This is a genomic window from Streptomyces eurocidicus (assembly GCF_002891295.1).
GTDB classification, from domain to species: Bacteria; Actinomycetota; Actinomycetes; order Streptomycetales; family Streptomycetaceae; genus Streptomyces; species Streptomyces eurocidicus.
On sequence record NZ_LGUI01000009.1, the window covers coordinates 183,669 to 197,561 of the forward strand.

Below are 13,893 nucleotides of genomic sequence, written 5' to 3' on the forward strand. Positions count from 1 at the left end.
CGCCCTGGGCACCCCCTAAGCCCCGGGTATCACCGGTGCCCCGGGCGTCACCGGCGCCCCGGGCGCACCCGCCCGCCGGGGTCTCCGTCCCGCTCCTGACGTCCCCGGGGTCAGAGTCGGTGAAGTCCACCCCGCACCCTTTCCAGCAGCGCCCGGTCGGGCCGGCCGGTGCCGTGTTCGCTGTCGAAGACGCGGATCCTGCCCTCGTCGGCCAGTTCGAGCAGCAGCACCCGCACCACGCCCAGCGGCATCCTCAGCAGCGCGGCGATCTCCGCGACCGTGCGCAGCCGCCGGCACAGCTCCACCACGGCGCGCGCCTCGGGCACCCCGCGCGGGCAGGGGCCGCCGCCGGGCGGCCCGGCCGGGGCCCCGGCGCGGTAGTCGGCGGGGGCGTCGGGGTCGTCGCTGGCCGCGACGAAGGTCTCGACGAGCAGCGGGCGGCACCGGTGCGGCGGGCCGCCGGTGAGGGAGTACGGGCGGACCCGGGCCGGGCTGCGGCGGAGCGCGGTGGCACGGCTCATTCGACCGCCTCCACCGACTGGCGCAGTTCCCTGCGCAGGGCGGGGGTGAGGACGTGTCCGGCCCGGCCCACGAAGAGCGCCATGTGGTACGCGACGGCGCTCATGTCGCAGTCGGGCAGGGTGTGCACGCCCAGCAGCGAGCCGTCGCTGATGGTCATCACGAAGAGGCTGCCCTCGTCCATCGCGACCATGGTCTGCTTGACGGCGCCGCCGTCCATCAGACAGGCGGCGCCCGTGGTGAGGCTGCCCAGGCCGGCCACGATCGTGGCGAGGTCCCCGGTGGAGCCGCGCGGCCCCTCCGGCCGGCCCGTGCCGGGGTAGGCCGGCCGGTCCGGGTCGGAGGAGAGCAGCAGCAGGCCATCGGAGGAGACCACGGCGACCGACCGGACGCCGGGCACCTCCTCCACCAGGCCGGCCAGCAGCCAGTGCAGATTGCGGGCCTCGTGGCTCAGCCCGAAGGCGATGGGGCCGACTGGGGTGACGGGGGTCGCCCCCCGGGAAATCGCGGTCAACCGCGTGCCTCCTCGACAGTGTCGCCGGCGGGCGACCCCGCTGCGTTCCGATCGGTGGTGCGCCCGGCCCACTCCGCCTCGGCGTCCCGCCGCCCGGCGGTCGCGCCCCGCTGGAAGCCGGACAGCTTGCGCCGCAGCGCCTCCGCGTCGACGCTGCCGCGCGCGGGCGGGGGCGCGGGCTGCTGCGGGACGGCCTTGGGCGTGCGCTTGGGCAGGCCGTTGCCGACGGAAGGGTCGGCGGGGGCCGGCAGACGGGCGTGCCGGCCGGTGACGACGGCCGGTGCGACGGGCAGGCCGGTGACCCGTATCGGGCTGCCCGGGGGCAGGGCCGGCGGATCGGCGGGGTGGACGGGCGCGGGCAGCGGTACGGGCGCGGGGGCCCCGGCCACCTGCCCGGCGATGTGTGCGGTGCCCTGTCCGGTGACGGCACGCTGCGGGCGGCCGGGCAGGGCGTGGGAGTTGGCCTCGGCGAGGGTGCCGGGGAGGTGGACCCTCGGGGTCGCCGCGGCGCCCGGCACGGGCGGGACGTCGGCGAGGCCGGTGACCGTCGGCGAGCTCTCGGCCAGGATCGGCAGCGGGAGGACGACGACCGCCGCCGTGCCACCGGTCATCTGCTCCCGCAGCTGGACATGGACGCCGTGCCGGCCCGCGAGCCGGGCCACCACGTACAGCCCGAGGCCCTGGCGCTGTTCGCCGTCGCGGCGCTCGCCGTGCGGATCCGGGTGGCCCGTACGGCCGGCCGGGTCGGCGGCCGGGGGTTCCGGGGCCGGGTCGGCGAGCAGGGCGTTGAGTTCGGCGAGCCGGCCGGCGGTGATGCCGATGCCCTCGTCCTGGACGGAGAGCACGACCTCGCCGTTCTCCAGGAGCCAGCCGGAGAGCTGCACATGGGCCTCGGACGGGGAGAACTCCGTGGCGTTCTCCAGCAGTTCGGCCATGAGGTGGCTGATGTCCTCGGAGGCGAAGCCGGCGAGGCGGGCGTGCGGCGGCAGGGACTGGATCCGCACCCGCTGATACCGCTCGATCTCACCGGCGGCGGCCCGCAGGACGTCGAGCAGGGGGACGGGCGCGGTCCGGCCGGTGCCGCTCTCGGCGCCGGCGAGGGCGAGGACGTTCTCGCTGTTGCGGCGCATGCGGGTGGCGAGGTGGTCGAGCGTGAAGAGGGTCTCCAGGCGCTCGGGGTCGGTCTCGTGGGCCTCCATGCCCTCGATGACGGCCAGCTGCCGCTCGACCAGCCGGAGGGTGCGCAGCGACAGGCCGACGTGCAGGCCCTGCGCGCGCTCCCGGGCGGGGCCCGCGGGCGGTTCGGCGAGCTGCTCGGAGAGCCGGTCGGTGAGCTCCTGGTGCTGGGCGCGCAGGGCCTCGCGCTCCTCGGCGAGGGTCCGCCGGGAGGCGACGAGCCGGGTGCGCTCGCCCTCCAGGACGGCGATGCGTTCCTGCATCCGGTGGGCGGTCTCGCGGAGGACGTTCACGGAGCGCACGGTCTCGGCGAATTCGTCATCGCGGCCCTTGAAGGCGATGGGCCGCTCGGCGGCGGGGTCGGCGCAGACGCGGCGGGCGCCGAGGCGCAGGACGTCGAGCGGCCGGGTGACGGAGCGGCCGGCGCGGACGCCGGCGACGAGGGCGGTCAGCAGGCAGAGGGCCGCGGCGGCGGCGCGCAGCTCCAGGTCGGTCAGGGCGCCGCCGCGCAGCCGTTGGACGCGCTCCAGTTCACCGGCGGCGAGGACGGATTCGACGCCGCGCATCCGGTCGAGGCGGACGGTGAGGGCGGTGCGGACGGGGTCGGCGGGGCCCTCCGGCGCGGAGTCCCCCAGGAGGCGGGTGAGCTGGCCCTCGGCGACGGTGACCTCGGCGCCGCTGACCGTACGGTCGTAGGTGTCACGGGCGCCGGCCCCGGCGAGCCTGCGGAAGTCGGCGACGGCGTCCTGCTCGCGCTGGGCGGTGCGCCGGGCGGCCGCGGCGAAGGCCGCCCGCTGTCCCGGCTGCGCGTCCCCGCTCTGGGCGGGCTTCGCCGTGAGGGCGGCGAGGAGCAGGGCGCGGGTGGCCGACGCCTCCTCGACGGCGCGGCCCAGGGGCAGCAGGGCCGCGGGGCCGCCGGTGCCGGCGGCGTCGCCCGCGCGGTGCAGGGCCTGGACGGTGGTGGTGTAGGCGGTATGGACGGCGAGGGCGTCGCCGCCGCCGGTGAGCGCCTGTTCACGGGTGGCGGGGAGGCCGTCGAGCAGCCTGCGCACGGAGGCGGGGGCGGCGGGGAGGTAATCCTCGATCTGCCGGTCGACGAGGGCGCGTTGGTCCTCGGAGACGCCGGCCGGAGCGGTGTCGGCGCGGCCCGCCGCCACGTACTGGGTCATGGCGTCGCGTTCGTCCGCGAGGGAGTGCGCGAGGGCGAGCGCGGGGCCGGTGTCCTCGGCCCGGGTGACGAGCCTCCGGGCCTGGTCGAGTTCACGGGCCGCGTCGACGACGCCGAGGGCGCTCGCCCCGAGGACGGCGAGGGCGGTGACCGCGACGGAGGCGGTCAGCCGGTTACGCACCCGGGCGGTGCGCTCCCGCACCGCCGTGGACCGCTGTTCACGCTCGCCGCCCCGAAGCCGCTTCTTCCGCACCGGTGCTCTCAATCTTCTCTCGTCCCACCCCTGGTACTGATTTGACCCTTTCAGCACCTCTGAGGGGCAGGCGCCCATCAACCGCCCGGCCACTCGAAGGAGTGAATATCAATTTGAAATTGACCATCGACATATGTCAGGGGGTCACATGACCACCGCCGACGAGCAAGGGCGGTACGTCACTTCAAGAACGCTTCGGCGGCCGACAGGATGCGCGCCCGCAGTCGTAGATTTCCGACATCCGGCACACTGACCTCATGCGCATCGAACTCGCCACCCACCCGGGGGAACCGCACCACCCGAACGAGGACTTCGTGTCCGTGGCCCTGCCGGCCTCGGGTAACGGTGGGGCGCTGGTCCTGCTGGACGGGGTGACCCCGCCGCCCGACGGCGACACCGGCTGTGCGCACGGCGTGCCCTGGTTCACCGCCCGGCTGGGCGGCGCGCTGCTCGAACTCGCGGGTTCCCGCCGGGACATGACGCTCGCCGGCTGCCTCGCCGAGGCCGTCTCCCGCACGGCGGGCGCCCATCGCGACGGCTGCGACCTCACGCACCGGCGCACCCCGCAGGCCACGGTGGTCGTGGCGCGCTGGGACGCGGAGCGGGTGGAGCACCTGGTGCTCTCCGACTCCGCCCTGCTGGTGGCGGCCCCGGACGGCACGGTCACGCCCGTCCTGGACGACCGGATCGACCGGCTCGCCGCGCTGGGCCCGGTCACGGACGCGCAGCGCAACGCCGAGGGCGGTTTCTTCACGGCCGCCGCGGACCCGGCCGTCGCCGCCCGCGCCGTGACGGGCGTACGGGCCCGCGCGGAGGTCAGGGCCCTCGCCGCGGTCACGGACGGCGCGGGCCGCTGGGTGGAGGTCTTCCGCGAGGGCGACTGGGCGGCCTGCTTCGGCGTGCTGGCGAAGGAGGGGCCGCAGGCCCTGATCGACCGGGTCCGGGAGGCGGAGCGCGCGGACCCGGAGGGGCGCGCGCACCGCCGCGGCAAGCCGCACGACGACGCGACGGCGCTCTACGCGGAGCTCTGACCGCCGGAACGCGCCCCCGCCCGGCCCCGCGCCCGGGTCAGCCCTCGGCGCTCACGTTCAGCTGGCGCAGCAGGCGGGCGAGCTCCGCGACCTCGCCGCGATCCCAGTCGGCGAGCTTGCGCACGTACTGCTCCCGGCGGGCGTCGCGGACGCGGGTGAAGCGGGCGCGACCCTCCTCGGTGATCCGCACCAGGGAGGCGCGGCCGTCGGCCGGGTCGGGTTCGCGGGCGACGAGCCCGAGGTCGCACAGGGCGCGCAGCTGGCGGCTCATCGTGGCCTTGCCGACGCCGAAGTAGCCGGCGAGGTCGGTGGCGCGCTGCTGCCCGGCGTCCTCCAGGCGGACCAGCAGGCCGTAGGCCGCGGGTTCCAGCTCGGGGTGGACGGCGCGGGCCATCTCGCCGGAGGAGGCGCGGGCGCGGCGCAGGAAGACGGCCAGCTCCCGTTCCAGCGAGAGGTATGCCTGGTCCATACCACTGCCGTCCTCGGCGCGCGGTCCGCCCTCCTCGGCGGGCGGCTCTGTCGTCTGGTGCACGTCGGGCCCTCTCCGGCTCTTTCCGGCTGGTGAAAGTTTCATCCAGCCACGGCTCGTCACCGCAGCTACGTCAGTATTTCGCAGGAATAGACCAACGGCGGCACCGCGTCCCTCTATGCCTGGCGCGTCCGCACTCATAATTTTGGGTATGACATGGTCACACCAATGACGTCATTTCCGATTCGGCGTCCTTCCACCGTCGTACGAGCTGCCCGGAGGCATCCCATGCCCGAGCTCAGACCAGACCAGGCCCGACGCACCCACGACACGTTCCGCGGTGCCCGGCCGCTATCGGCCGTCCGGCCCGCCCGCTCCTTACGCCCCGTCCGTTCCGTTCTCTCCCTCCTCGCGTTCCTCGCCTCGCTGGCCCTGCTGGTCGTCCTCCCCGGACCCGCCGGCGCCGCCACCCCGGACACCGCGCGCGGCAAGCCGCCCACCCACCCCGAGCGGCACTGGCTGGGTTCCACGCTCCGGTCCCACGAGAAGCCGGCCGCCCCGGACGGACCCGGCCCGATCCCGCCCCTCGCCGCCGTCGAGGGCGTGGACGTGAGCAGCCACAACGGCAACGTCGCCTGGTCCACCCTCTGGGACAGCGGGGTCCGCTTCGCCTACTCCAAGGCCACCGAGGGCACCAGCTACACCAATCCCTACTTCGCCCAGCAGTACAACGGCTCGTACAACGTCGGCATGATCCGCGGCGCGTACCACTTCGCACAGCCCGCCAGTTCCAGCGGCGCCGCGCAGGCCGACTTCTTCGCCTCGCACGGCGGGGGCTGGTCCCGTGACGGCAAGACGCTGCCGGGCGTGCTCGACCTGGAGTGGAACCCCGACGGGGCGGACTGCTACGGCATGAGCGCGAGCCAACTGGTCGGCTGGGCCAAGGACTTCTTCACCACCTACCGGGCCCGCACCGGACGGGACGCGGTGCTCTACACCTCGACCACCTGGTGGAAGCAGTGCACCGGCGACTACGCGGGCTTCGGTGCCGTGAACCCGCTCTGGATCCCCCGGTACGGGGCCTCCGCGGGGGAGCTCCCGGCCGGCTGGGGGTTCCACACCATCTGGCAGTACACGGACACCGGCCCGGTGGTCGGTGACCACAACCGCTTCAACGGCACGTACAGCAGGCTCCAGGCACTCGCCAACGGCTGACGCGGGCTCCGGCCCGTAGCCGCCTTTCCTGTCCGCCCGGCAGGACGCCGGGCCCCCGGCCTATCGGCGCCGGGGGCCCGGTTCTTCGTCCGGGGACGCGCCTAGCCGCAGTTGCCCGCCGGGCGGGTGCGGGTCACCAGGTCGGTGTAGCCGGTGGTGCCGTCGATCCACACCACCTGCTTGCCGCCGGCCGCCGCGGCCGAGGACTGCTCACCCCGGTTGCAGGAGACCCGGCCCTTGCCCGAGCCGTCGGCGGCGAACTGCCACAGCTTGGGCATCGACTCGTTGCGGTACCGCGTGTCCGGCAGCGCGGAGGTGACGGTCACCGCGTTCTCGGAGGCCGTGAGGTCGAAGGGGAAGAGGGCGTCCGCGCCCTTCTCGGCGCTGAGGTCCTTCACCCCGGTGCCGTCGAGGTTCGCCCGGCGCACGGCCAGCTGGCCCTCGTCCTTGACCTCGTCCGCGAGCCAGAAGACATGGGTGCCGTTGATGCCCGTCTGGCCGATGGACTCCGGGTTGCCGGTCTGGCCCATCAGGGTCTTCTTACCGGTCTTGAGGTCCAGCACCTCGGTGCCGATCCGGTAGGCGTCGCCCTGCGGGTAGAGCTTCGCGTAGGCGATACGGCCGCCGCTCAGCGACGGGAGGGCGGTGCCCAGCTCGTAGCGGCCCTCGTCGACCCAGGTCGGCTCCTTGTCGCCGGTACGGAGGTAACCGACGTGCCGGCCGCCGAAGTCGTCCATCGACTCCAGGACGACGACGTCGCCCTCGATCCGCAGACCGCTGACGCCGTTGGGGGTGCTGTACAGCTTCTTGGCCAGGCCGCCCGAGAGCGGCCGGGACAGGACGTCGACGCCGGTCCGGCCGTACGCCGCCCAGACCACCGTCTTGCCGTCGGTGGCCGGGTAGACGTGGAAGCGCCCGTCGTTGGGGCTGATCAGCTTGGGCGCGCCCTCGCCGTCGGTCCGGCCGGCCCACACCGAGTACGCCTCGGAGCCGTCGTCGTTGGACTTGGACGTCGCGTACCAGCCGCCGCCGGCGCCGAGGCCCGCGCCCGCGGTGTTGAGCCGGGGCAGCAGCAGGTCGGTGTCGACGCCGAGCGCCTGCTCCCAGTCGGGCACGATGCCGTGGGCGTTGAAGGAGCGCTTGACGACGTTCAGGTCCTTGCCGGAGACCTTGAGCGCCTTGGCGGCCGCGAGGACGGCGTTACGGCCCTCGGTGAAGCCGTCGAGCGGCGTCATGTACTCCGTCAGCGCCTTGTAGGCGATCTTGTCGGCGAGGGTGCGGCCGAGGTCCTCGCGGATGTCCCACAGAGCGCCCGAGAAGATCGTGGAGTTGAGGTGCACCCCGCCGTTGTCCTGGCCGAAGCCCACCCCCAGGAAGTTCTTGGAGGTCGTCGCGCCGTCGTTGAGGTCGCGGAAGGCGCACTCGCGCGGGCCCTTGGTGCGGCACAGGTTCTCACCGAGGAGGCCCGCGTTCGGGTCGTCCATGGCGAGGCCGGCGGCGTCCACGTCGATGGCGTTGCCGAAGTAGTCGGCGAGCGCCTCGTTCAGGGCGCCGGACTGGCCGGCGTAGACGAGGTTGGCGGTGTTCTCGACGACCCCGTGGGTCATCTCGTGGCCGACGACGTCGAGGTCGGCGGAGAGCGTCTTGTACTCGCTGTCGCCGCCGCCGTACACCATCTTGGTGCCGTCCCAGAAGGCGTTGACGTACGCGTCGCCGAACTCCGTCACGCCGACCAGCGAGTTGATGGTCATGCCCCGGCCGTCGAGGCTGTTCCGGCCATGGACCTTCTTGTAGTAGTCGTAGACCTTGCCCGCGGCCCAGTGCGCGTCGACCGCGCCGGCCTCGGTGGCCTCCTTGCCGAACTGCGGGCCGGGCGAGCCGAACTCCTTGATGCCGCCGGGCCAGCGGCCGGAGACCTCGCCGACGTCCTTGCCGCGCGCGTCCCAGGTGGTGATGAGGTTCTTGCTGGTGTCCCACATCCGGGCGTGGTCGGTCATGACGTACTCGTTGCGGGCGGTGTCCTTGTACAGGCCGAGCTCGACGGTGGTGCCGTCGTACTTGACGCCCGAGCCGAGGACGCCGGGGCTCACCCCGCCGTCGGCGGCGGCGGACCTCGCGGCCCCGGCCGCGGCCTTCGAGGCGGCCTTCTCGCGGGTGCCGTCGGTGACTCTTTCTTTACCGAAGGTCTTGATGCCGCTGTACTGGAGGACCGGGAAGCCGGCCTTCGCGTCGATGTAGACCTCGCGCAGCACGGGCCGGCCGGTGGCCGGGTCGGTGCCGCGGACGGTCACGTGGTGGGTGAGGACGCCGGCGCCCTTGGGCAGCACGACCAGGCCGCGCGCGGTGCCGGTCAGCGCCTGCGCCGCCTTGGTCCGGGCCCCCTCCGAGGCGGTGACGTCGGTCCTGTCGAGGCGGTGGCCGCCGAGGTCGCGGAGGGTGGCGGCGACGGCCCGCCGGACCGCGAGCTCCTCGCCGACCTCCGCGGTCGTGCCGACCTTCAGGCCGGTGAAGTACTTGCCGGAGGTGCCGGTGACGACGCGCTTGCCGTCCTTCCGCTCCATCCGGACGACGTACTGGCCGCCGAGGACGTCCACGCCCCGGTGCTTCTGCTGGAGCCGCACGGTCTCCGCGGCGCCGGTGCTCTGGGTCTGCACGGGCGCGAGGTCGCGCGCCGGCCGGTCGATGCGGTAGCGGCTCTGCTTCTCGGCGAGGTGGCCGCGCGCGGCGTCGGCCGCGCTGCCGCTCGCCGGCACCGTCTCGCGGATGCCGTCCACCAGGGCGGGGGTCGCGGTGCCCGTCCCGGGGATCACCTCCGCCTTGTCCGGGGCGGGCGCGGCGGCCTGTGCGGGCATCGCGGACACGACGAGGGCGGCGGCGCCCAACAGCGCCGCCGCCCCCGCTATCCCGCTCTTCGCGGCCGGTCTTCCTGAACGTGCTCTGGGCTTACGCAAGGTTTCCCCCTCCGTAGTGCCGGAACGCCGGAAAGTGCTGTGGTCGGGGGACATGCAACCGAGGGGGCCCGGGGAGATCAACGGGGCGTAAGGGGCGAGGGGCGGCTTTCGGCCGCCCGGTGCCGCGGCGCACCGCCGCGGCACCGCCCGTCCGGCGCCCGACCGGTGTCCGACCGGCGCCCGACCGGGTCAGCCCATCTTCTCCGCCGCGCTGCGGATCGCCTCGCGGATGCGGAAGTACGTGCCGCAGCGGCAGACGTTGGCGATCGCGTCGAGTTCGGCGTCGGTCGGGTTCTTCGTACGCTTCAGGAGGGCCACGGCGGCCATGATCTGGCCGGGCTGGCAGTAGCCGCACTGGGCGACGTCCTGTTCGAGCCACGCCTCCTGGACCGGGTGCAGCCGGTCGCCGTCGGCCAGCCCCTCGATGGTGGTGACCTCGCGGCCGGCGGCCGCCGCGACCGGTACGACGCACGGCCGGACGGCCTCCCCGTCGAGGTGGCTGGTGCACGCCTTGCAGACGTCTATGCCGCAGCCGTACTTCGGGCCGCGGACGCCCAGCAGGTCGCGCAGCGCCCAGAGCAGGGGCAGGTCGTCGGGAGCGTCCACGGTGACGGGACGGCCGTTGACGGTGAAGGAGTGGGAGGGCACGGGCGGGGCTCCTGGCGCTAGCGGGGGAAGGGGGTGAAGTCGACGTCGAAGTTGACCGGAAAGCGGCGCGGGCGGGTTCCGGTGGCGCGGGCGTAGGCGTTGCCGATGGCGCCGACCGCGGCCGGTACGCCCAGTTCGCCGGCGCCGCCCGGCTCGCCCGTGGCCGGCATGACGAAGATCCGCACGTCAGGGGGCGTGTCCTTCTGCCGCGCGTAGTGGAACTGCGAGTAACTGCCCTCCAGCGGCAGCCCCTTGTCGATGTGGAGTCCGGCCGTGAGGGTGGTGGAGATCGCGTCGGTCAGCCCGCCGAGGAGCTGGGCCTCCAGGCCCCGCGGGTTGACGGCCCGGCCGACGTCGGCGGCGATCACGGCCTTGGTGACGCGCGGGCGCCGGGGGTCGGTCGCGTCGATCTCGACGAGGCAGGCCGTCCGGGACTTGTACTCCTCGTGGAAGCCGACGCCCTGCGCGTGCCCGGCGGGCATCGGGCGGCCCCAGGCGCCCTCGGCCGCGACCTTGTCGAGTACGGCCCGCTGGGCGCGGTTCCTGAGGAACGTCCGCCGGAACTCCACCGGGTCCTTGCCCATCCTCGCGGCGAGTTCGTCGATCAGCATCTCCTCCGCGCCACGGGTGTTGGCCGAGTACACCGACCGCCAGGAGGCCGTGGGCATCCGCAGCGGCACCTCGGTGAGCCGCTGGGTGGTGACGCCGAAGTGGTAGGGGGACTTCACCGTCGTGTGGAAGAGCGTCTGGGCGAAGCCGGCGTTGCCGAGGCCGCCCGGCAGCTTGGCGGCGGTCGCGGTGAGGATCTCGCCGAGGCCGTGCCGGAAGTCGGTCTCGACGGCGGCCACCCGGTGGTCGAAGCCCAGGACCTGTCCCAGCCCGTAGGTGGCCCGGATCTTGTGGTGGGTGGCGGGCCGCATCCGGCCGTGCCGGGTGTCGTCGATCCGGGACCACATCAGCCGCACCGGCCGCTTGCTCGCCCGGGACACCTGGGCGGCCTCCAGCGCGGCGTCGAAGAACAGCCGCCGGCCGAAGGAGCCGCCGCCCTGCACCACGTGGACGGTGACCTTGTCGACGGGCAGCCCGAGTTCCTTCGCGAGGGTCTGCTGGGCGACGATCGGCGTCTTGAGCGCCGACCAGATCTCGGCCCGGTCGGGGCGTACGTCCGCGACCGCCGAGTTGGTCTCCATCGGCGCGTGGCTGACGAACGCGAAGTCGAACTCCGCGTCGAGGTGTTCGGCGAGCGGCAGGGTGATCGGCGGGAGCGAGGTCGCGGCCCGCAGCCGGGCGCGGATCCCGTCGTCGGAGAGGCCGTCGACGGTGCCGGGGCCCCAGGTCACGTCCAGGGCGTTCTTGGCGTCCAGGGCCTGGCCGAAGGTCTCGGCGACGACGGCCACGCCGGTGGGGACGACGACGGTGTCGAGGACGCCGGGCATGGCGCGTACGGCCCGCTCGTTGTTCACCGACCGCACGGTGCCGCCCAGGGTCGGCGGACGGCGGACCATGCAGGGCTTGGCCCCGGGCACGTCGAGGTCCAGGGTGTACCTCTGGCGCCCGGTGACCATGGCCCGCGCGTCGATGCGGGAGGTGGGGGTGCCGACGAGTCTGTGCGCGGACTCCGGCTTGGGGGTGGCGGTGAGCGCCGCGAGGTGCCGGGAGGCGGCGGCCGCGGTGAGGGAGCCGTACGGGGCGGTGCGCCCGTCCGGCGCCACGACGGACCCGTCCTCGGTCCTGAGCGTGCCGGGTTCGAGGCCCCACCGCCCGGCGGCGGCGTGGACCAGGCGGGCCCGCGCGGCGGCGGCCGTGCGCCGGACGGGGTCGTAGAGCGACCGGATGGAGTTGGAGCTGCCGGTGAACTGGTTGAAGAGCAGCTCGGGCCGGGCGTCGTCGAGCTGGACCCGCACCTTCGCGAGCGGTACGTCCAGTTCCTCGGCGACCAGCATCGCGACCGCCGTCGTGATGCCCTGCCCGACCTCTTCCCTGGGCAGCCGGAAGGTGACGGTGCCGTCCTCGCCGACGGTCAGCACCAGCAGGTGGGCGGTGGGGGCCCCGGCGAGGATCAGCACGTCGCCGAGGTCGACGAGGTCGGCGGCCGCGGGGAGGGTGGGCACGACGGCCTCGGCGGCGGCCGGGGGGACGCCGTCCAGGGCGAGGCCGGTGCCGACGGCGAGGGTGGGGGCGGCGACGAGATAGGTGAGGAAGCGGCGCCTGGTGCGGTGCGGCGGGGAGGCGGGATCCGCCCGGCCCTGCCACGTCCCCTGTGCCGGTCGCGCCGGATGTTCCGTGCGTGCCTCCAGGTTCGGCTGTTCCGTCACAAGCGCTCCGATCCGGCCCGGCCCGCCGCGGGCCGCCGGACACTCAGCAGATCATCGCCATCGGGCCGGTGGCGGGCAAGGGGCGGCCCGGACTACGAGGTGACGGGGCGCCAGGCCGGTCCGTCGCCGCCCCGCTCGACCCGCCCGAAGACGACGTCGGCGAAGTGGAGGCCGAAGCCGGTGGTGTCCGGCCTCGCCAGCTCCTCGACCAGGCGGTGCCGGAACTCGGCGGACCGGACGGGGTCGTGGTCGACGACGGCGGACCACTCGGGGTGGTCGACCTGGATCGGCGAGTGCAGGGCGTCGCCGAAGGCGATCAGGCGCCGGCCGCCGTCGGTGATGACGTAGGCGGCGTGGCCGGCGGTGTGACCCGGCGTCAGCATGACGCGGACGCCCGGGAAGATCTCCTCCCCGTCGGCGACGGTGCGGACGCGGGGCTCCAGCGCGGCGAGCATCTCCTTCGACGTGCCGTGCTCCTCCGCGAGGTGGCGCCGGGTCCACTCGGGCTCGGCGACGAGGTACTCGGCCGCGGGGAAGGCCGGGCGGTCGGTCCCGGGGACCGGGAGACAGGCCCAGCCGAGGTGGTCAAGGTGGAGGTGGGTGAAGGCCACGGCCTCGATGTCGCCGGGCGCGCGGCCCGCCTTCGCCAGGCTGTCCAGCAGCGCGCCGCCGTAGAGGCGGCCATGGGCGTTGCCGGGTTCGGCCGGGATCTCCTGGGGGCCGAGCCCGGCGTCGATCAGCAGCGCCCGGCCGTCGCGCTCGACCAGCAGGCCGCCCATGCTGGCGACGAGGTTGCCGGTGGCGTCGAGGTACTCGGGGTGCGCGGCCCAGGTCTCCTCGCTGACGTCGGGCAGCCAGCCGGGCGTCAGCTGACCTGCGCCGTCGGGCAGGTAGGTCAGCTTCGTGCCGCCGAGCCGAAGTGTGTGGATGCCCGCAGGCCGTCGCAGTCGCTCGTCCATGATCCCGCCCTTGTCTCCGTTGGTGTCGTGAGGACGGATCGACAATAAGCTTCCAGCTTGAATGATTCAAGTGAGAATGATGCTGACTTGAATGATGTGGGCTTGATGCGCTGGCTAGGATGGGGCCCATGACGACACCGGAGGCACACCCGGACACGCAGGGGCGGCCGACGGGCACCCGGGTGGACCCGGTGGACGCCCGGGAGGCGCACGCGACGGCCGAGCGGCAGCTGTGCGGCCTGGTGACGGGCCTGGCCCGGCGGATCGCCGACCACGTCAGGGAGCGCGCGACCCGGCTCGACCTCACGGCCCCGCAGGCCACGGCCCTGCGGGAGCTGACCGGCCCGATGACCATGCGGGAGCTGGCCGACCGCATGGCCTGCGAGCCGTCGAACGCCACGTTCGTCATCGACAAGCTGGAGAGCCAGGGCCTGCTGGAGCGCCACCCGCACCCGACGGACCGCCGCGCGAAGCAGCTGATCCTGACCCCCGCGGGCACGGAGCTGCGGGAGCGCCTCCTGACCCTGCTCAAGGAGGAGGGCCCGCTGGCGGGCCTGAGCCTGGCGGAGCAGGGCGCGCTCCAGGACCTGCTCCAGCGCGCGGTCACACGCTGACGCTCCCCGCGCCCGGGCTCCTGCGGCCCGTCCGACGCGAACCCGCTCGGCACCCGGCCGG

General features: G+C 74.2%; 11 protein-coding genes. 3 read left to right on the plus strand and 8 right to left on the minus strand.

Features of this window, described 5'->3' with window-relative positions; genetic code table 11:
* Positions 1 to 110 precede the first annotated feature (110 nt).
* From AF335_RS24830 to AF335_RS24840, 3 genes are read right to left on the minus strand one after another with little or no spacing between them, the layout of a single operon-like run.
* Positions 111 to 521 (minus strand): DUF742 domain-containing protein, encoded by a 411-nt coding sequence (locus AF335_RS24830; RefSeq protein ID WP_102920644.1) that lies wholly within the window; start codon positions 519 to 521, stop codon positions 111 to 113.
* Entirely contained in the window at positions 518 to 1,033 is a 516-nt protein-coding gene (locus AF335_RS24835; protein WP_107503494.1) for a roadblock/LC7 domain-containing protein, read from the minus strand. Before AF335_RS24835 ends, AF335_RS24830 begins: the two co-directional genes overlap by 4 nt.
* Complete coding sequence (locus AF335_RS24840) at positions 1,030 to 3,630, minus strand: sensor histidine kinase (RefSeq protein WP_244927146.1); 2,601 nt, start codon at positions 3,628 to 3,630, stop codon at positions 1,030 to 1,032. The genes AF335_RS24835 and AF335_RS24840 overlap by 4 nt, the downstream gene beginning before the upstream one ends.
* A 257-nt stretch (positions 3,631 to 3,887) precedes the next feature.
* Here AF335_RS24840 and AF335_RS24845 point away from each other — a divergent pair, with 257 nt between their 5' ends.
* Complete coding sequence (locus AF335_RS24845) at positions 3,888 to 4,661, plus strand: protein phosphatase 2C domain-containing protein (protein WP_102920645.1); 774 nt, start codon at positions 3,888 to 3,890, stop codon at positions 4,659 to 4,661.
* 37 nt (positions 4,662 to 4,698) lie between these two features.
* Here the strand turns inward: AF335_RS24845 and AF335_RS24850 are convergent, their stop codons facing one another.
* Positions 4,699 to 5,130 carry a MarR family winged helix-turn-helix transcriptional regulator gene (locus AF335_RS24850; RefSeq protein WP_184742966.1) on the minus strand — a complete coding sequence of 144 codons (432 nt, stop codon included), beginning with the start codon at positions 5,128 to 5,130 and terminating at the stop codon, positions 4,699 to 4,701.
* Positions 5,131 to 5,418: 288 nt separating this feature from the next.
* On the opposite strand from AF335_RS24850, the gene AF335_RS24855 reads away from it, so the two are divergent.
* Positions 5,419 to 6,345 (plus strand): lysozyme, encoded by a 927-nt coding sequence (locus AF335_RS24855; protein WP_102920647.1) that lies wholly within the window; start codon positions 5,419 to 5,421, stop codon positions 6,343 to 6,345.
* Positions 6,346 to 6,446: 101 nt separating this feature from the next.
* Here the strand turns inward: AF335_RS24855 and AF335_RS24860 are convergent, their stop codons facing one another.
* The 4 genes from AF335_RS24860 to AF335_RS24875 all read right to left on the minus strand — a co-directional run bounded on the left by AF335_RS24860 (position 6,447) and on the right by AF335_RS24875 (position 13,218).
* Positions 6,447 to 9,296: a M4 family metallopeptidase gene (locus AF335_RS24860; protein WP_102920648.1), complete on the minus strand. Its 2,850-nt coding sequence runs from the start codon at positions 9,294 to 9,296 to the stop codon at positions 6,447 to 6,449.
* 189 nt (positions 9,297 to 9,485) lie between these two features.
* Entirely contained in the window at positions 9,486 to 9,944 is a 459-nt protein-coding gene (locus AF335_RS24865; RefSeq protein ID WP_102920649.1) for a (2Fe-2S)-binding protein, read from the minus strand.
* A gap of 17 nt (positions 9,945 to 9,961) precedes the next feature.
* Positions 9,962 to 12,259, minus strand: coding sequence for a xanthine dehydrogenase family protein molybdopterin-binding subunit (locus tag AF335_RS24870; protein WP_244927147.1), 2,298 nt, complete (start codon positions 12,257 to 12,259; stop codon positions 9,962 to 9,964).
* Between the two features lie 92 nt (positions 12,260 to 12,351).
* Positions 12,352 to 13,218 (minus strand): MBL fold metallo-hydrolase, encoded by an 867-nt coding sequence (locus AF335_RS24875; protein WP_102920650.1) that lies wholly within the window; start codon positions 13,216 to 13,218, stop codon positions 12,352 to 12,354.
* A gap of 128 nt (positions 13,219 to 13,346) precedes the next feature.
* On the opposite strand from AF335_RS24875, the gene AF335_RS24880 reads away from it, so the two are divergent.
* On the plus strand, positions 13,347 to 13,832 hold the full coding sequence (locus tag AF335_RS24880; RefSeq protein WP_102920651.1) for a MarR family winged helix-turn-helix transcriptional regulator: 486 nt from the start codon (positions 13,347 to 13,349) through the stop codon (positions 13,830 to 13,832).
* Positions 13,833 to 13,893: the final 61 nt, after the last annotated feature.

Excerpts from the sequence above, each read along its gene's own strand:
- AF335_RS24830 (WP_102920644.1), bottom strand. The coding sequence starts at position 521 with ATGAGCCGTGCCACCGCGCTCCGCCGCAGCCCGGCCCGGGTCCGCCCG.
- AF335_RS24845 (WP_102920645.1), top strand. The coding sequence starts at position 3,888 with ATGCGCATCGAACTCGCCACCCACCCGGGGGAACCGCACCACCCGAAC.
- AF335_RS24850 (WP_184742966.1), bottom strand. The coding sequence starts at position 5,130 with ATGGACCAGGCATACCTCTCGCTGGAACGGGAGCTGGCCGTCTTCCTG.
- AF335_RS24855 (WP_102920647.1), top strand. The coding sequence starts at position 5,419 with ATGCCCGAGCTCAGACCAGACCAGGCCCGACGCACCCACGACACGTTC.
- AF335_RS24875 (WP_102920650.1), bottom strand. The coding sequence starts at position 13,218 with ATGGACGAGCGACTGCGACGGCCTGCGGGCATCCACACACTTCGGCTC.
- AF335_RS24880 (WP_102920651.1), top strand. The coding sequence starts at position 13,347 with ATGACGACACCGGAGGCACACCCGGACACGCAGGGGCGGCCGACGGGC.